The 16,883-nt window shown below is 36.5% G+C and carries 16 protein-coding genes; 12 read left to right on the forward strand and 4 right to left on the reverse strand.

Annotated elements, in window-relative coordinates; all coding sequences use genetic code 11:
* Positions 1-7: 7 nt before the first annotated feature.
* Positions 8-322, forward strand: coding sequence for a YbaB/EbfC family nucleoid-associated protein (locus IGJ34_RS03610; protein WP_069653367.1), 315 nt, complete (start codon positions 8-10; stop codon positions 320-322).
* A 209-nt stretch (positions 323-531) separates the two neighbouring features.
* Here IGJ34_RS03610 and IGJ34_RS03615 read toward each other — a convergent pair whose 3' ends face one another.
* On the reverse strand, positions 532-1,650 hold the full coding sequence (locus IGJ34_RS03615; protein ID WP_430598141.1) for an LPXTG cell wall anchor domain-containing protein: 1,119 nt from the start codon (positions 1,648-1,650) through the stop codon (positions 532-534).
* 351 nt (positions 1,651-2,001) lie between these two features.
* On the opposite strand from IGJ34_RS03615, the gene recR reads away from it, so the two are divergent.
* The 11 genes from recR (at position 2,002) to IGJ34_RS03670 (ending at position 12,536) form a co-directional block, all read left to right on the forward strand.
* Positions 2,002-2,598 (forward strand): recombination mediator RecR, encoded by a 597-nt coding sequence (gene recR / locus IGJ34_RS03620; RefSeq protein ID WP_069653370.1) that lies wholly within the window; start codon positions 2,002-2,004, stop codon positions 2,596-2,598.
* Between the two features lie 365 nt (positions 2,599-2,963).
* The gene (gene tmk / locus IGJ34_RS03625) at positions 2,964-3,608 is read left to right on the forward strand and encodes a dTMP kinase (protein WP_069653371.1); all 645 of its coding nucleotides are present in this window, start codon (positions 2,964-2,966) and stop codon (positions 3,606-3,608) included.
* A gap of 14 nt (positions 3,609-3,622) precedes the next feature.
* Positions 3,623-3,952, forward strand: coding sequence for a cyclic-di-AMP receptor (locus IGJ34_RS03630; RefSeq protein ID WP_069653372.1), 330 nt, complete (start codon positions 3,623-3,625; stop codon positions 3,950-3,952).
* A 1-nt stretch (position 3,953) separates the two neighbouring features.
* The gene (holB, locus tag IGJ34_RS03635) at positions 3,954-4,904 is read left to right on the forward strand and encodes a DNA polymerase III subunit delta' (protein ID WP_430598142.1); all 951 of its coding nucleotides are present in this window, start codon (positions 3,954-3,956) and stop codon (positions 4,902-4,904) included.
* A gap of 14 nt (positions 4,905-4,918) precedes the next feature.
* Positions 4,919-5,758, forward strand: a complete 840-nt coding sequence (locus IGJ34_RS03640; protein WP_206838194.1) for a PSP1 domain-containing protein — start codon at positions 4,919-4,921, stop codon at positions 5,756-5,758.
* Positions 5,751-6,098 (forward strand): DNA replication initiation control protein YabA, encoded by a 348-nt coding sequence (locus IGJ34_RS03645; protein ID WP_010773302.1) that lies wholly within the window; start codon positions 5,751-5,753, stop codon positions 6,096-6,098. The genes IGJ34_RS03640 and IGJ34_RS03645 overlap by 8 nt, the downstream gene beginning before the upstream one ends.
* Before the next feature lie 221 nt (positions 6,099-6,319).
* On the forward strand, positions 6,320-7,186 hold the full coding sequence (rsmI, locus tag IGJ34_RS03650) for a 16S rRNA (cytidine(1402)-2'-O)-methyltransferase (RefSeq protein WP_206849344.1): 867 nt from the start codon (positions 6,320-6,322) through the stop codon (positions 7,184-7,186).
* A 247-nt stretch (positions 7,187-7,433) separates the two neighbouring features.
* Positions 7,434-8,651: an ammonium transporter gene (locus tag IGJ34_RS03655; protein ID WP_430598143.1), complete on the forward strand. Its 1,218-nt coding sequence runs from the start codon at positions 7,434-7,436 to the stop codon at positions 8,649-8,651.
* A gap of 11 nt (positions 8,652-8,662) precedes the next feature.
* Positions 8,663-9,004, forward strand: coding sequence for a P-II family nitrogen regulator (locus IGJ34_RS03660; protein ID WP_069653377.1), 342 nt, complete (start codon positions 8,663-8,665; stop codon positions 9,002-9,004).
* A gap of 854 nt (positions 9,005-9,858) precedes the next feature.
* Positions 9,859-10,998 (forward strand): DNA polymerase IV, encoded by a 1,140-nt coding sequence (dinB, locus tag IGJ34_RS03665; protein WP_430598144.1) that lies wholly within the window; start codon positions 9,859-9,861, stop codon positions 10,996-10,998.
* 119 nt (positions 10,999-11,117) lie between these two features.
* A complete protein-coding gene (locus tag IGJ34_RS03670) occupies positions 11,118-12,536 on the forward strand; it encodes a cryptochrome/photolyase family protein (RefSeq protein WP_430598145.1) in 1,419 nt (472 codons plus the stop codon).
* Positions 12,537-12,661: 125 nt separating this feature from the next.
* Here IGJ34_RS03670 and IGJ34_RS03675 read toward each other — a convergent pair whose 3' ends face one another.
* The 3 genes from IGJ34_RS03675 to nrdD all read right to left on the reverse strand — a co-directional run bounded on the left by IGJ34_RS03675 (position 12,662) and on the right by nrdD (position 16,682).
* A complete protein-coding gene (locus IGJ34_RS03675; protein ID WP_111247361.1) occupies positions 12,662-13,450 on the reverse strand; it encodes an SDR family oxidoreductase in 789 nt (262 codons plus the stop codon).
* A gap of 234 nt (positions 13,451-13,684) precedes the next feature.
* Positions 13,685-14,287, reverse strand: coding sequence for an anaerobic ribonucleoside-triphosphate reductase activating protein (gene nrdG / locus IGJ34_RS03680; RefSeq protein ID WP_430598146.1), 603 nt, complete (start codon positions 14,285-14,287; stop codon positions 13,685-13,687).
* Between the two features lie 202 nt (positions 14,288-14,489).
* The gene (gene nrdD, locus IGJ34_RS03685) at positions 14,490-16,682 is read right to left on the reverse strand and encodes an anaerobic ribonucleoside-triphosphate reductase (protein ID WP_206838208.1); all 2,193 of its coding nucleotides are present in this window, start codon (positions 16,680-16,682) and stop codon (positions 14,490-14,492) included.
* Positions 16,683-16,883 lie beyond the last annotated feature (201 nt).

The raw sequence follows: 16,883 nt of genomic DNA on the forward strand, positions 1-16,883 counted from the left end.
GATAGTTATGATGCGAGGCATGGGAAATATGCAAGGGATGATGAAACAAGTCCAAAAAATGCAAAAAGACATGGAAAAAGCACAAGCAGAATTAAACTTAAGAGAGTTTGTAGGTGCTTCAAGCAATGATCTGGTTACAGCTACATTTACTGGTGATCGTAAAATGAAAGATATTTCAATCAAAGAAGATGTTGTGGATCCAGATGATGTAGAAATGCTTCAAGACTTGGTGATTATGGCGGTCAATGATGCCTTAACTAAAGTGGAAAAAGAAACAGAAGCAACTATGGGCAAATATGCCAAAGGAATGCCTGGATTTTAATCAAGAGCAACCTTAAAGAAAAAGAGCCAAAGGATTAAATGAATAAACATTTATTCTTTGGCTCTTTTCTTCGTTCTATATTCAGCAAACAGAGGGAAATTCTCTGTTTGCTGAATGATTTATTTACCAGTGACAATTATGCGATAGGGCAAGAGTTAATGGAATATCAACACAGTTATCAGGCAAATAAATCAAAAAAAGTTAGCTGGTTATTTATCTAATTGTTTTTTTCTAAAGATGTAAGCTCCTGCAATCAAGATTACGCCAGCTGAAACAATCGTCATACCATTGTTTACTTCACCTGTTACAGGTAATTGTTTTGCTTTTGTTTGAGCTGAGGTAATCGATTTTTGATTTTTAGTAGATACAGGATTCGCTACTGGTGAAAAAATATTGTTAGCTGGTGCTTTAGGATTTTTGTCTTTTTCAATTGGTGTAACCTGATTTAATGGGTTTTCACTTTCTGAAAGAATCGTTAAAGTAATTGTTTTTTCAGCAACAACATTTGTAGCCATACGTGTTAATTGACTGATATAATATCTAATTTTGTATGTTCCAACTTCAAGTAGCGTGTTGCCGATAGCTGTAACTTTAATAGGCGATTCAAGGATTTCAAACCCTACTTCATAGCCATCTGCATTGTGAAACGTTGCCCAACTTAAAATCATTTCTTCTGTTAATGTTTGACCTACGTACATTGTTTGGTCGGTAATTTCAATCGTTGGTTTAGCTTCATCCGTTGAACTAGGTGCAGTAGAACTAAGGTCAGTAGAGGTTGGCACAGTAGCATCAGAATCAGTTGAACTAGGAATGGTCGAACTAGAGTCAGTCGAGCTCGGTATAGTAGAACTAGAATCCGTTGAACTAGGTGCCGTAGAACTAGAATCGGTCGAGCTAGGTATTGTGGAACTAGAATCAGTAGATTCAGGCATAGTAGAACTAGAATCAGTCGTGCTAGGCTCTGGTTCAGAAGAACTAGATTCAGTAATCTCTATTAAATTATCTAAGGCATTTTTTAGACTTAAAACGATTTCTTCATAGTTTCCTGCTAAGTTATTCTCCAAATCTTCCAAAGCCTTTTCTGCACTAGGTAATAAAGCTTTTACACTTTCTAAAGAAGCTTCAGTGTAGGATTCAGATGAAATGACTGATTTTGCTTCAGCTATTAAAGTCAATAATCGTCCACGAATTTCATCATTATCTACTCTTTCATCAACTGTTGTTTCCCCTATTTCTTCAGCATGAACAACAGCATTGACTGCTGGTGTTGAAAAGATAGCAGAACTGAACAGTAATGATACTGTTAATATTTTTAAACCCTTTTTCATAAAAACTCCCCTTTTGTATTTCCATCTTTTTATTTTCTCACCCGTTATTTAATATATAACACTTGTAATAAATGTCAAGATTTATTTAGTAAAAAAAATAAAATGTTAGAGTAAATTATAGATTCAATAACCCTTTTGAATTAGACGTTTTTGACAAAATACGTATCTTTTTATTCATCAATTGAAGCATTTTTTCTAATTTTTAATATAACAAAGGGAAAGAAGAATCGACGTAAAGCTTTTATTCTGTAAAAACATGTATAAAAAATGGTATAATATATGTTAGCTCTACAATGAATACATAATTTACAACCAATCGTCCATCGTTTGTGTTTGAAAGGATTTGTTGAAATGCATTACCCAGAACCAATCGCTAAATTAGTTGAAAGCTATATGAAATTACCTGGTATCGGTCAAAAAACCGCTGTTCGTCTCGCTTTTCATACACTAGATATGAAAGAAGAAGATGTTAATGCGTTTGCCAAAGCATTGATCAGTGTGAAACGTGATCTGCATTTTTGTAGTATTTGCGGCAATATTACCGAAGAAGATCCTTGCGAAATTTGTCAGGATACGACGAGAGACCGCAGTATCATTTTAGTTGTAGAGGAACCAAAAGATGTGATGGCTATGGAGAAGATGCGTGAATACCATGGGATGTATCATGTGTTGCATGGCGTGTTATCTCCAATGGAAGGAACAGGTCCAGAAGATATCAATATTGCTTCATTGATTCAACGCCTTCATGATGATGAGGTCAAAGAGGTTATTATTGCCACGAATGCTACAACAGAAGGTGAAGCAACAGCAATGTATCTTTCTCGTTTGATCAAACCGGCGGGAATCTCAGTGACGAGATTAGCCCATGGCTTATCTGTTGGTAGCGATATTGAATATGCAGATGAAGTGACTTTGTTAAAGGCTGTAGAGGGTCGGAGGGAACTTTAAAATATAAAAAATCAGTAGTCAGTTTGAATGGCAGCTGGTTTGTTTCTATTATGTTTAAATAAATAGCGTATGATCTAAAGAGAGTAGCAGTAAAAAGCCGAGTAGAAGAATAACTCAAAGCAACTTAAAGATAAAATGTTATCCAAAAATTGAGAAAATACTAAGTATTTTTAGTAGAAGTAAAAAAGGTTCAGTCATTTTAGAGAATTAAAACAGTGAAACTGGGGCAAAGTCTGTTAGGCTTTTCATCCCAGTTTTATTTATTCATCAAGAAAATTTTAATAATAAGGAATTCAATTAGACTGATTGTAGCAGATAAAGTATAATGGGTAAAAGGAATCAAAGTAAGTAAGGGGATTAGTAAAGTGCAAGGTATTTTTATAACGATCGAAGGACCAGATGGCGCAGGAAAGACAAGTGTATTGAATGAGTTATATCCAAGGCTAGATCTGGCGGCGGAAAGAAGTATTATTAAGACAAGAGAACCTGGCGGTATTCCCATTGCTGAGAAAATTCGTCAAATCATCTTAGATCCAAAAAATCAGGAGATGGATGAGCGGACCGAAGCGTTGCTTTATGCAGCGGCCAGACGTCAGCACTTGATGGAAAAAGTTTTACCTGCATTAGAAGAAGGCAAAATCGTTTTATGTGATCGTTTCGTAGACAGTTCATTAGCTTATCAAGGAGCAGGTCGACGTATTGGTGTGGAAGCTATAGCTGCAATCAATGAATTTGCAATTGAAGGGACGATACCTGACTTTACAATTTATTTAGACGTAGATTCAGATACTGGGCTTAACCGTATCAAACATCATCGTCAACAACAAATCGATCGATTGGATTCAGAAGGTCTTGAATTTCATCAACGAGTTCGTCACGAATATTTAAAATTAGTGGAGGAAAATCCAGAAAGAATCACGAAAATTGATGCCAGAATGAGTTTGGAAGATGTTGTGGAAGCAACCTTTCAAGCGATTGTGAACCGTTATCCAGAATATTTTAGAAACTAGGAAGGTGACCGAATATGAAAATTATTTTAGCAATTGTCCAAGATAAAGATAGTAACCGTTTAGCCAATGAACTTATTGATGCCAATATTCGTGCGACAAAACTTTCATCAACAGGCGGCTTTTTAAAGGCTGGAAACAGTACGTTTATCGTCGGAATCGATGATGACCGCGTAGAAGAAGCATTGGAATTGATCAAAAAAACATGTCAATCTCGTAAACAATATGTGTCAACTCCTGTAACACTAGATATTACGATGGATGGACAAGTTCCTTATCCCGTTGAGGTTGAGGTGGGAGGCGCAACTGTCTTTGTTCTTCCAGTAGAAGGATTCCATCAATATTAAGATGAAAGAAGCACAAGTATTAAAGGAGCAACAACCGTTGCTTTACCAGCAACTTCAAAAAAGTTTTGAGCATGGTCGTCTTGCCCATGCTTATCTTTTTGAAGGCGATACAGGAACTGGTAAAAAAGAATTTGGCTTATGGATGGCAAAACATATTTTCTGTACAAATCTGACTGAGAATAACCCTTGCAATCAGTGCAATAATTGTCTGCGAATCAATGAAAATAAACACCCAGATGTTTTGCAGATCGCACCAGATGGTCAAACAATCAAAGTTGATCAAATTAGAGCATTGAAAGCAGAATTTAGCAAAAGCGGGGTAGAGACTGCTCAAAAAGTCTTCTTGATTGAGCAAGCTGATAAGATGAGTATTGGTGCAGCAAACAGTTTATTAAAATTTTTAGAAGAGCCAGAAGGAAAAGTTTTAGCTATATTAGAAACAATGTCTTTAGCAAAAATCTTACCGACGATTCAATCAAGGTGCCAGGTTCTTCATTTTCAACCTTTAGTCAAGGAAAAACTAGTTCATGCTTTGGCAGCATCTGGAATCAATAAAAATACAGCAAGTCTTTTGGCTGAACTGACAAATAGTTTCGACAAAGCAGTTGAAATCTCTCAAGATGAATGGTTTAATGAAGCTAGGGAAATTACTCAACAATGGTTTGATTACTTGATAAAAGATGATTTACAAGCGTTTGTCTATGTTCAAAAAAAGATGATCAAAGTCTTTAAAGAAAAAGACCAACAAGCGTTGAGTTTTGATTTATTACTTGCTTATTATCGCAAACAGCTCACTGACAGTGTGGCCAAAGAACAGCTTAAACGTGTGATCGAACAACAGGCACAACGAGTTGAACTGATTTTGAAGGCTCGCCAAAAGTGGGAAGCCAATGTTAGTTTCCAAAGTGTTTGTGAACAATTAGTGGTACGAATGATCCACCCTAAAACATAAATAGGAGGATGAAAATGGTAGAAGTAGTAGGAGTTCGCTTCCGTGAAGCTGGTCATATCTATTATTTTGCTCCTGGAAAATCAGAGTATTTTTATAATGATAAAGTGCTTGTGGAATCACAGCAATCTAAACAGCTAGCCACAGTTGCGATACCGAAAAAAACTATTGATCCGGAAGATTTACCTGAGGATTTAAAACCCATTTTAAATAGAGCATCAGAAACCGATTTAGAGAAAGAACAAAAGAACGTAGATGATGCAAAAGCTGCATTAAGTGTGGCCAAAGAGAAAATTCGAGCACATGAATTAGAAATGAAATTGATTCGTGTTGAATATACATTTGACCGCAGCAAGATGGTTTTTTATTTTACAGCAGATGGTCGAATCGATTTTCGTGAACTAGTCAAAGATTTAGCAGCGATTTTCCGTACGAGAATCGAATTACGCCAAATCGGTGTCAGAGACGAAGCAAAAATTTTAGGTGGGATCGGGCCATGCGGTAGACAACTATGCTGTTCGACTTTTTTAGGTGACTTTATGCCAGTGTCGATCAAAATGGCAAAAGACCAAGGCTTATCGTTAAATCCAGTGAAAATTTCTGGTTTGTGTGGGCGCTTAATGTGCTGTTTAAAATATGAAAATGATGAATACGAAGCAGCAAAAAAAGAATTACCTGATTATGGTAAAGATGTGATCACGCCAGACGGAAAGGGCCGAGTAGTCGGTTTGAATTTATTAAGCCGCATCATCAAAGTCCGTTTAGTTGGACGTGAAACAGCTGTAGAATATGATTACGAAGAAATCAAAGAAGCAACGCAAAAAGCTCAAGCCGAAAAAGGTGATCACAATGGATAAACGTTCTTTATATGATGGTCTAAGTTCTTTAGAGACGGATCTACAAGGAACTTTGGGTCAATTATCAGAGATTAAAGAAGCACTTCACGAGTTAGTTGAAAAAAATACAACACTTGAAATCGAAAATCAACGCTTACGTGAACATTTGCAGGAGCTGACAAAACTAGCCAGTGATCCGAATGATCCAGCAAAACAAGAGCTATCTAAATCTCGTATGAATTTGGAAAAGCTTTATGAAGAAGGCTTTCATGTTTGTAATATTTTATATGGCTCACGTCGTGAAAATGATGAAGAATGTGCGTTTTGTTTGGATGTCATTTATGGTGAAAGATACAAATAAATAGTAATCAATTCAAATTTAGAGAGGCTGAGACAGAAGCTCATTTCCGCAGCCTTCAAATCTTAGTGCTTTAGCACTTAGAATTTGATGTGATCGAAGCGAAGCGCAGTGATTGCTTCTGCTTTTACCGTTTATTCGCATTTAGGGTGTGAAACAAAAGTGATTTTTACTTTTGTCCCACACCCTTTTTACATTAACTTATCTGTTGAAAAGGAGAAACGATGCAAAAACAAAAAAGTTTCGATTCATCTAGTATTGGGCAGTTATATTTGGTGCCGACACCAATCGGAAACTTAGAAGACATGAGCTTTCGCTGTATCAATATCTTAAAAGAAGCAACGATCATAGCTAGTGAAGATACTAGAAATACGCAAAAATTATTGAATCATTTTGAGATAACAACATCGCAAATCAGTTTCCATGAGCATAATTATAAAGAACGGATTCCACAATTTATCGAACGTTTAGAGGCTGGGGAACGGATTGCTCAAGTTAGTGATGCTGGAATGCCTTCCATTAGTGATCCAGGTCATGAATTAGTTGAAGCGTGTATAAAAAAGGGAATCAATGTTATCGCTTTACCTGGTCCGACAGCTGGAATCACAGCTTTGATCGCTTCAGGATTACCGCCTCAGCCATTTACATTTTATGGCTTTTTACCTAGGAAGAAAAAAGAACAAAAAGAAATTTTAGAGCAATTGAAAACAGCATTACCAACGCAAATTTTTTACGAATCACCCCATCGAATCGCCACAACGATCAAACATTTTTCAGAAGTATTTGGAGAAGAGCGCAACGCTGTGATTTGTCGTGAATTGACGAAACTTCATGAAGAATATCTTCGTGGGACTTTAGCTGAATTAAGAGATTATTTAGCTGAAAATACGTTAAAAGGTGAATGTTGTCTTTTAGTTGAAGGGGCAGATGGGCCAGAAGTAGTAGAAAATCCAGATCTAGAGCTTTCAATCAAAGAACATATCGAGGTATTTATAACAAAGGGTAGTTCGTCTAAAGAAGCAATCAAAGAGGTTGCAAAGCTTCGCGGATTAAAAAAACAAGAGGCTTATAAAGCGTTCCATGTAGATTAAAGAATGAAAGAGGCTGATTTAAGAAATCAGTTTCTTTTTTAATTGGTATACCTAGCTGAACATATCATAAAAATAAAACCGTTCTATTGGTATAGATGTTATTTTTTATCACGTGAATTGTCAGAAAAATGAAATTATTTTCCTTGTTTAAGAGAGTTTTGCTAGGATAATTCAAAAAACGATGCTAAAATAACCGACAAAGCTAAAATGAAGGTTGGCTTATTTTTTTGAATTGGAGGAGTTTTTTATGGAAACAGGGAATATTGCATTTATTATGATTTGTTCTGCGATGGTTTTTTTAATGACACCTGCCTTAGCATTTTTTTACGGCGGACTGGAACGAAGAAAAAATATTCTTAACACAATGATGATGGTGATTTGTGTGATGGGATTAGCTTCAGTTTTATGGATTATTTTAGGGTATTCAATGTCTTTTAGTGGAGAAGGATCATTCGTTGGAAATGTTGACAAGATGTTTTTTAATCATGTTTCAATGACAAAAGGAGAGACAATTCCAGAAGGATTGTTCGCGAGCTTTCAAATGATGTTTGCTTTGATTACGACAGCAATTATTACAGGTGCTGTCGTTGGGCGAATGCGATTTTCTGCAATCTTTTTATTTATTGGGATTTGGTCGATCATCGTGTATTATCCGATGGTGCATATGGTTTGGGGCGGTGGTTTTTTAGAAGAGATCGGATCGATTGATTTTGCAGGTGGAAATGTTGTTCATATTAGCTCAGGGATTTCAGGGCTTGTATTGGCAATGGTTTTAGGACAACGTCGAGAATATCGACAAACAGAATATCGTCCACATAATATTCCATTCGTCGTTTTAGGGGCGGGACTACTTTGGTTTGGTTGGTTTGGCTTTAATGCTGGCTCTGCATTAGCTGCTGACGGGGTGGCGATCCACGCGATGTTGACAACGAATACGGCTGCAGCGAGTGGGATGCTGTCGTGGATGCTGATTGAAAAATTAGCAATCGGAAAACCTACAGTTGTCGGAGCTTGTACAGGTGCTGTTGTGGGCTTAGTTGCCATTACGCCAGGTGCTGGTTTTGTTTCTCTTTGGAGTTCATTTGTCTTAGGAGCCTTAGTAAGTCCGTTTTGTTATTATTTTATTTCATTTGTTAAACATAAATTTGGGTACGATGATGCACTAGATGCGTTCGGTTGTCATGGCGTTGGTGGGATTTTTGGTGGAATCATGACAGGAATATTTGCAGATCCTACTATAGGAGGAAAAACAGGATTAATCTATGGTGGAACGGATCTGTTTGTAGCCCAAATCACTAGTATAGCTTTTACGATCATATTTGCTGGAGTTGCAAGTTTTCTCATTATTAAAGGGATTCAGTTAGTTATGCCGATCCGAGTTTCAGCGAAAGAAGAAGCGTTAGGACTAGATCGAATCGAACACGATGAGACAGCTTATCCGACATTTATGGGACTAGATTCTTAGGGGGAAAACAGATGAAAAAAGTAGAAGCAATCATCCAGCAGGAAAAACTAGAAGAGCTAAAAGTCAAAATGGCTGATAGTTTTGAAGCGTTAGGAATGACCGTAAGCCAAGTATTAGGATTTGGGAACCAGAAAGGGTTAAAAGAATATGTCCGTGGTCAAGAAATTATCACAACACTGTTGCCTAAAGTGAAAGTCAGTTTTGTCGTTTTAGACGAGGAAGTAGAAGAGATTATTTCTTTGATTTTGGCTATTTGTCAGACAGGAGAAGTAGGAGACGGTAAGATCTTCGTTTACAATGTAGAAGAGGCGATTCGGATTAGAACGGGTGAAAGTGGCCCGCAAGCGATATAAATTATTTTTAATTAAGGAGTAGAGCTGAAAGAGCACTATTCCTTTTTTATTCAGACAAAATAAGTTGTAAATGAACAAACGTTCGTATATAATGTGTATAATATATAGTTGTTTTTGAAGGGAGAAAAAATGATTGTTGAGGATCTTCTAGGTGGTTCGTATGAATCGGTGTGATGTTATTGATCAAAAGACTTGGCGGAACTATAGAAGAACAAATTGCAGGTTTGCTACATGATGTGTCACATACTGCATTTTCTTTTGACTTTAGCTAATCAATCAGGTAATTACCATGAGTAAATCAAAGTACAATTACTTGAACATTAGTCTATTCCAGCTGCATTAAAGCGGTGTGGAACTGAGTACCAATAGATTTTATGAGATGATGAACAATGGAGATTTTTGGAGTGAGAAGCGCCATTACTATGTTGTGATTGACTTTTTTTATGATCCTCAAAATAGTTGTAGCGATGAATGGATATCAAAGGCTATCCAGCTAAGACTGGAAAAGTAAGACATTACTTTGAGCAATTTGACGATGACAGATTCAGTATTTCTCAAGAAGCTGAAATCGACCGGCCCAACTGATATCATACAATTGTTAGCTAAACTAAACCACCCATAGAAATATAGTAGTTGTTCCGACAAGGATAGTTATGATAGCCATAAAAAAAGAACACAAGGTTCATTGCCCCTTTGGTAAGAGTAGCTAATGAAATTATTTCTGTCTAAACTGTCTCAAAAATGGCTCAAATACGGATTGAAATAGTACTGGCAGATAGTGAAAAAGGCACTTTTATGAAACTTGATGAAAGAATACAGGCAGACTGGACCTGATTGAAAGGAGAAGAGCGACTATGATCAATGAACTGCGTTTTCCCCTAAAAAAAGATACTTCTCGCAAGATTATTCATATCGATATGGATGCCTTTTTTGCCTCCGTAGAAGAGCGAGATCATCCAGAACTAATCGGACATCCGTTAGTAATTGCACGTCATCCTAGTGATACAGGTGGGAAAGGTGTTGTGACCACAGCAAATTACGAAGCACGTAAATTTGGTATCCATTCTGCAATGAGCGCTCAAAAAGCCTATGAATTATGTCCGGATGCAATTTTTAAACCAGGTAATTATGAAAAATATTCTGACATTTCTAAGCAAATTCGAGAAATTTTTCACCGCTATACAGATATTATAGAGCCTGTTTCAATAGACGAAGCATATTTAGATGTGACGACGAATAAAATAAATAGTACGTCAGCGATCAAGATTGCAAAATTGATTCAGTATGATATATGGAACGAACTACATTTAACTTGTTCAGCAGGTGTTAGTTATAATAAATTTTTAGCAAAATTAGCTTCTGATTTTCAAAAACCCAAAGGCTTGACCGTTGTAATGCCTGATGAAGCTGAAACATTTCTGAAGGCGTTACCGATTGAAGCGTTTCATGGAGTTGGAAAAAAAACAGTTCCTAAAATGCATGATTTAGGCATATTTACAGGAGAGGATTTATACAAGCAAGATGAGATGGAGCTGATTCGTAATTTTGGTAAAATGGGTTATTCTCTTTACCGTAAGGTTCGCGGAATCCATGATTCTCCAGTTAATATAACAAGAGATCGTAAATCAGTGGGTAAAGAACATACATATGGGACACCACTTACAACTGAAGCGCAGGTGACGGCTCAGTTACGACAGTTAGCTGAACGAGTAGAAGAATCATCGAAACGTGTCCAAAAGCATGGGAAAACCGTTGTTTTAAAAGTGCGTTATTCAGACTATACAACAGTGACGAAACGTCAGACACTTCCAGAATATATTTCTAAAAAAGAAGAATTGTATTATCAAGCAAATTTAATTTGGGAAGAGATTCTTGGCTTGGAGCAAGGGATTCGATTATTAGGAATAACGCTGACGAATCTTGATCCTATGTCTTATGAGAACATGGTTTTACCCTTATGGGAAAAGAAAAAAGCAGAAAGAAACGAAGAGTAAACGATCATTTAAGCAATTGGTTTTCAATTGAATCAAGCAGAAGTGGTAAAATTTTAGAGATAAATGACAATCTATGGTACTATCAACTTACTATTCATAAATACGAAAGGAAAGAGTCGATGAGCAAAACAATTATGTGGTTCCGCAAAGACCTTCGTTTAGATGATAATACAGCACTTAGTAAAATGATAGAGGACAGTGAAGCGACAGACGAACTTATCTGTCTTTTTCAACTAAATCCACTCCAATTTATAGAGAACAGTTACAATCACGATGCTTTTTTTCAAAGTTTAGGTACTTTTTATGAACATGCTAAAACAAATAATATAGGGCTTCATTTTGTGTATGGAGATGTAGAAGAAAATTTTACAGCATTAAAAAAGACTTATCCAGATTGGAATAAGATATATTTTAATAAAGATGAGCGTGGATTCGGGCGAGAACGTGATCAAAAAATGATTACGTTTTTTGAGAATCATCAAATTCAAGTTCATTCGTTTCAAGATAGTCATTTACATGGCGTACAGGAAATAAAAAAACAAAATGGTGAAAGTTATAAAGTATTTACCCCTTATTTTAGAAAGTGGCTGACAATGCCTAAGCGACCTTATGAAAGAACAAAGAATAAGAATCGCTCTTTTGCCAAACTTACACACCCCTTGTTTAAAGAAGGAGAAAAACAGTTCAGGCAGATAATAGAAAATATAAAACTACCTTTTGATTATGAAAGTGGCGAGGCGGCAGCGGAGGAATGTTTAAAAGAATTCATAAAAAATCATTTACATGAGTATCAAAAAATGCGAGATTTTCCTTCCTCAGATCAAACAAGTAAGCTTTCAAAATTTTTAAGGACAGGTGAATTGTCGATTCGAAAAGTTTGGCATGCTCTGAATGCTGAGCCAGATTCTGATGGTCGTCAAACATTTATTTCGGAACTATGTTGGCGAGATTTTTATAATATGATTTATTATGAGAATCCAAAACAGAAGACACAAGAAATCAAAGAGCAATATAGACAACTAAGCTGGAGCTATAATCAAGAGTTTTTTGAGCGATGGAAGAATGGTCAGACGGGGTTTCCGATCGTAGATGCTGGGATGAGACAGCTGAACCAGACGGGTTGGATGCATAACCGATTACGAATGATTGTAGCGTCATTTTTGACGAAAGATTTGATGATCGATTGGCAGATGGGGGAAAGATATTTTCAAGAAAAACTGATTGATTATGATGCTGCAAGCAATATTGGTGGCTGGCAATGGGCAGCGTCTACGGGAACAGATGCGGTTCCTTATTTTCGAATATTCAATCCCACGACACAAGGTGAAAAGTTTGATCCGCAAGGGGAGTTTATTCGTCAGTTTGTTCCAGAATTGAAAGATGTCCCAAATAAATATATCCATGAACCTAGCAAAATGCCAGCAGATATTCAACAATCCATTGATGTTTCGATTGGGAAAGAATACCCCACTCAAATTGTTGATCATAGTAAAATACGTGCTGAGATTTTGACATTTTTTAAAGAATCATCTTCTTAGAATTTAGTATAAGAGTTTTTGGTTTTAGCGTTTTTTTAATCCCCACCTAATGCGTCTGTTGCATTAGGTGGGGATTAGTTTTATTACGTAAGTCTAAATCATTTTTTTTCTAATTTACTTAAATGTTAAAGTAAAGATTCTGCCCCGTCTACATAAAGTTCTGTTCCAGAGATATTTGCGGAGGCATCCGTTGCTAAAAATAAAACAGATTGAGCGACTTGCTCACTTGTCCCCGTTTCATTTTTTAAAGGTCGATCTCCCTCTGGAAATTCTACTTTGATTTCAACTTCTTTTAATTCATCAGAGTAAGTTGTCTTTTCATTGATTGCCGTATCGATAGCCCCAGGACAGATTGCATTTACACGAATGTTGTAACGAGCAAGTTCTAATGCAGCCATCTTTGTAAATGCAACTTGGCCAGCTTTTGATGCGCTATAAGCAGAGGCACCAAAATTGTTGAAAATTCTAGTACCATTAATGGAACTTGTTATAATAATCGAGCCACCTTTTTCTTTCATATGGGGAATTGCAAATTTTGTACATAAAAACGTACTCCGTAGATTCGTGTTTAACGTACGGTCCCATTCGTCGATTGTCAATGTTTCAATGGGAGCCCAAGTTCCATTGATGCCTGCATTACTGAAAAGGATATCTAGCCCTTCTAGACTATCGGCTAATGCGTCAATCGCTTTTTTTAAACTAGTTTCATCCGACACATCCACGCTTCGATAATAGCAGTCATGACCATCGCGTTTGAAATCTTTAGAAATTGTTTCTAAACGAGATTGATCCGCATCGATCAAACCAACTGCAAATCCTTGTTCAATAAATAGTTGTGCTGTAGCATAGCCAATTCCTGAAGCAGCTCCGGTGATGATCGCTTTTTTAGTAGACGAAAGTTGAGTTGTTGTCATAATGTTTAATCCTCCTATTTTTTGATAATGAATTAGTTCATTTTTATTGTAATATACTTATAAAATATGAGCCAATAAGTCGATAGGTTGATTAGACTGAAATACAAAAAACGATGGGTGGGACACGGGACAAAAAGTCACTCCCCATCCTTAAGAAATTCAGATAAACGGTAACGACTACGCTTTGCTTCGATCGTATCAAATAATAGTACGTTGCTCTATGAGACAAGCATTTTAAATCAATTTCCCTTTTTTAATTTGTTCATAAGCTTGTTCGGCATCATGACATTTGTCCCAAATGACAGCTCGTCCACTATCTAACGATTTTTTAACATCGATGATTCGTTGATTGCTACTGCCTCTGAATTGTAAATTCAAATTTCGTTTCGATAGCTCAAAACGTCCGTCCACTAAAATATTTATTTTACCTAATAATTCTAGTTTATCGTCAGACTCTAATAACAGTTCCTCAAAGGTATAACCAGACCATGACCAAATATCTTTTTTTAGGTCAAATTCTTGATGAACACGATCTACAACGGTCAAACAAACCTCTGTATTTAGAAAGGGTTCTCCACCTAGTAAAGTTAGTCCCTGCACATAATCATGGGATAAATCCTCAATGATCTTATCTTCTAATTCTTTGGTAAATGGTTTACCATAGCGGAAATTCTGGACTGCTTGATTGAAGCAACCCTCACAAGCAAATAGACAACCACTGAAATATAGGCTATTTCGCACACCTTCACCATCTACAAAGTTAAATGCTTTATAATCAGCAATATAGTTTTGACTATGCTCTTCTGCTAGCCATTCTTGTGGTTTAGGATTTCTCATGTTTAGTCCTCCTTTCAAATAAAAACGATGTATGCAAAACACTGCAAGAAACATCGTCTTTTTTACGATTGTTTTGCTTTTTATTGAATCTAGCGATACAAGCCAGATCTCTCAACAAATAGATAAAATGCTGTAAAGATAAAGACCATCTTTTCATCCTTTTCCTAATTTGTTCGAGATCTAAGTGGACTTGTTTTGCTTTTTATTTCATATGTTTTACTCGTGATGAGATTTCTTTATGTCTTCCATGAACCATTGGTCTAGCTTGTGGGTTACCTAAATAGCCGCAAGTTCGTTTTACTACATCGCAAGATTTTGGATCGTGGTTGCCACATTGCGGACATTCAAAGCCGCGTTCCGTTGGGGTGAAATCACCTTCAAAATCGCATTCGTAACAGTGATCGATTGGTGTATTTGTTCCTAGGTAGCCAACGCGGTCGTATGCATAATCCCAAACAGATTCTAAAGCTTTAGGGTTTTGCTGTAATACAGGATATTCACAATAATGAATAAAACCACCAGAGCAATAGTGTGGATAATCTTTTTCGAAGTCCAACTTTTCAAAAGGTGTTGGATTTTTACGAACATCAAAGTGGAAACTATTTGTGTAATATTCTTTATCTGTGATATTTTCTACCACACCAAATTTTTCAGTATCCAAACGACAGAAGCGGTCGGTCAAGCTTTCACTAGGCGTTGAATAGACACTAAAGTGATAGCCATAGTCATTACCCCATTCATCAGCATGAGCTTTTAGATCCTTTAAAATATCAAGGGTAAAGTCTTTCGCTTCAGGATTGGATTCCCAGTTGCCACCATAGAATGATGATGCAACTTCGTACAAACCAATATAACCTAACGAAACCGTAGCACGTTTATCTTTGAATAATTCATTCACAGATTCTTTTCGTGATAAACGTTTTCCGAAGGCACCATACATATAAAGAATTGGAGCATTTGCAGGTGTCGCTTCTTTACAACGTTCAACACGGTAGACTAAAGCATCTTTCATTGTTTCAAGGCGCTCATCTAAAAGGGTCCAGAACTTATCCTTATCACCATGAGCTTCCATTGCGATTCTAGGAAGGTTCAGGGTCACAACACCTAAATTCATACGGCCCACATTTATCTCTTCTCCATGTTCGTCTTTCCAACCTTGTAAGAATGAGCGACATCCCATCGGTACTTTAAAACTACCAGTTAACTCAACTAACTTGTCATAACTTAGGATATCAGGATACATACGCTTTGTGGCACATTCTAACGCCAATTGTTTTACATCATAGTTTGGATCTGTTTCATTTAAATTTACACCACGTTTTAGTGTGAAAATTAATTTAGGGAAAATTGCAGTTCTGTGTTCACTACCTAGACCGTTGATCCGAATTTGTAAAATTGCTCGTTGGATTTCACGTTCAAACCAACTTAGTCCTAGACCAAATCCTAAAGAAGTAAAAGGCGTTTGACCATTGGAAGTGAATAATGTATTGATTTCATATTCTAAACTTTGCATGGCATCATAAATATCTTTTTTTGTTTTACTTTTAGCATAGGCTTCTTGTCGGTCAGTTCCTTCGATCCATTCTTTTGCGTCAACTAAATGTTTTTGATAATTTAATTCAGCAAAAGGTGCTAGCAATTCATCCACACGGTCTGCCGAGCAACCACCATATTGGCTAGATGCCACATTTGCGATGATTTGTGAAATTTGGGCAGTAGCTGTTTGGATCGATTTTGGTGCTTCGACTTCGGCATTACCGATCTTAAATCCATTATTTAGCATGCCTTTAAAATCAATCAAGCAGCAGTTTGTCATTGGGGTATATGGATGATAATCTAAGTCATGGTAATGTATATCTCCTTTTTGATGCGCATTTGCAACATGAGGAGGTAGGAGCTTCAGGCCAATCGATTTACCGACGATTCCCGCAGTTAAATCTCGTTGTGTGTTGAAGACATCACTATCTTTATTGGCGTTTTCATTCACCACAGATTGATCCTTGTTGATCAATTTGCTGATTGTAAAGTTGATATCTGTTGCTTTACTACGCTCAAAATCACGACGAGTACGGTAATTGATATATTCTTCTGCTAGTTCATATTCATTTCTTGCTAGTAAAATATGTTCGACAATATTTTGGATTTCATATATTTTTACATCTTCAGAGAAACGTGCTGAAATTTCCTGATCGATTCGTTCAACAATTTCTTGAATTCGTTCATGGGCAAGCGGGTCTAAAGAACCTCGAATTTTTTGTTCAGCTTTGATCAAGGCGTCGTAAATTTTTTGATCATCAAAATCAACCAATCGTCCATCTCTTTTAACGATTTTTATCGTGTGTAGGGCTGAATCAGTTGAACTCACTTCATTATTAGCTTGTTTAATCTCCATCATGTACTACCCATCTCCTCATAGTTTTATTCCTACCTATCATAAAACAATTCAATAAAACTTTCAACTATATATAGTGTTGAATTCAAAATTAAACCTACATTTACAACTACATGTAGTGTTTATAAGAAATGAAAAAATAGTGAAAACGACTGCCTAAAAGGTTTGTGGAAATCGTCACAACATTTTACCTGAAAAATAAAT

This window comes from Enterococcus sp. AZ177, assembly GCF_050544585.1.
GTDB lineage: Bacteria > Bacillota > Bacilli > Lactobacillales > Enterococcaceae > Enterococcus_L > Enterococcus_L plantarum.

Excerpts from the sequence above, each read along its gene's own strand:
- IGJ34_RS03610 (WP_069653367.1), top strand. The coding sequence starts at position 8 with ATGATGCGAGGCATGGGAAATATGCAAGGGATGATGAAACAAGTCCAA.
- IGJ34_RS03615 (WP_430598141.1), bottom strand. The coding sequence starts at position 1,650 with ATGAAAAAGGGTTTAAAAATATTAACAGTATCATTACTGTTCAGTTCT.
- recR (WP_069653370.1), top strand. The coding sequence starts at position 2,002 with ATGCATTACCCAGAACCAATCGCTAAATTAGTTGAAAGCTATATGAAA.
- IGJ34_RS03630 (WP_069653372.1), top strand. The coding sequence starts at position 3,623 with ATGAAAATTATTTTAGCAATTGTCCAAGATAAAGATAGTAACCGTTTA.
- holB (WP_430598142.1), top strand. The coding sequence starts at position 3,954 with ATGAAAGAAGCACAAGTATTAAAGGAGCAACAACCGTTGCTTTACCAG.
- IGJ34_RS03640 (WP_206838194.1), top strand. The coding sequence starts at position 4,919 with ATGGTAGAAGTAGTAGGAGTTCGCTTCCGTGAAGCTGGTCATATCTAT.
- IGJ34_RS03645 (WP_010773302.1), top strand. The coding sequence starts at position 5,751 with ATGGATAAACGTTCTTTATATGATGGTCTAAGTTCTTTAGAGACGGAT.
- rsmI (WP_206849344.1), top strand. The coding sequence starts at position 6,320 with ATGCAAAAACAAAAAAGTTTCGATTCATCTAGTATTGGGCAGTTATAT.
- IGJ34_RS03655 (WP_430598143.1), top strand. The coding sequence starts at position 7,434 with ATGGAAACAGGGAATATTGCATTTATTATGATTTGTTCTGCGATGGTT.
- IGJ34_RS03660 (WP_069653377.1), top strand. The coding sequence starts at position 8,663 with ATGAAAAAAGTAGAAGCAATCATCCAGCAGGAAAAACTAGAAGAGCTA.
- dinB (WP_430598144.1), top strand. The coding sequence starts at position 9,859 with ATGATCAATGAACTGCGTTTTCCCCTAAAAAAAGATACTTCTCGCAAG.
- IGJ34_RS03670 (WP_430598145.1), top strand. The coding sequence starts at position 11,118 with ATGAGCAAAACAATTATGTGGTTCCGCAAAGACCTTCGTTTAGATGAT.
- IGJ34_RS03675 (WP_111247361.1), bottom strand. The coding sequence starts at position 13,450 with ATGACAACAACTCAACTTTCGTCTACTAAAAAAGCGATCATCACCGGA.
- nrdG (WP_430598146.1), bottom strand. The coding sequence starts at position 14,287 with ATGAGAAATCCTAAACCACAAGAATGGCTAGCAGAAGAGCATAGTCAA.
- nrdD (WP_206838208.1), bottom strand. The coding sequence starts at position 16,682 with ATGATGGAGATTAAACAAGCTAATAATGAAGTGAGTTCAACTGATTCA.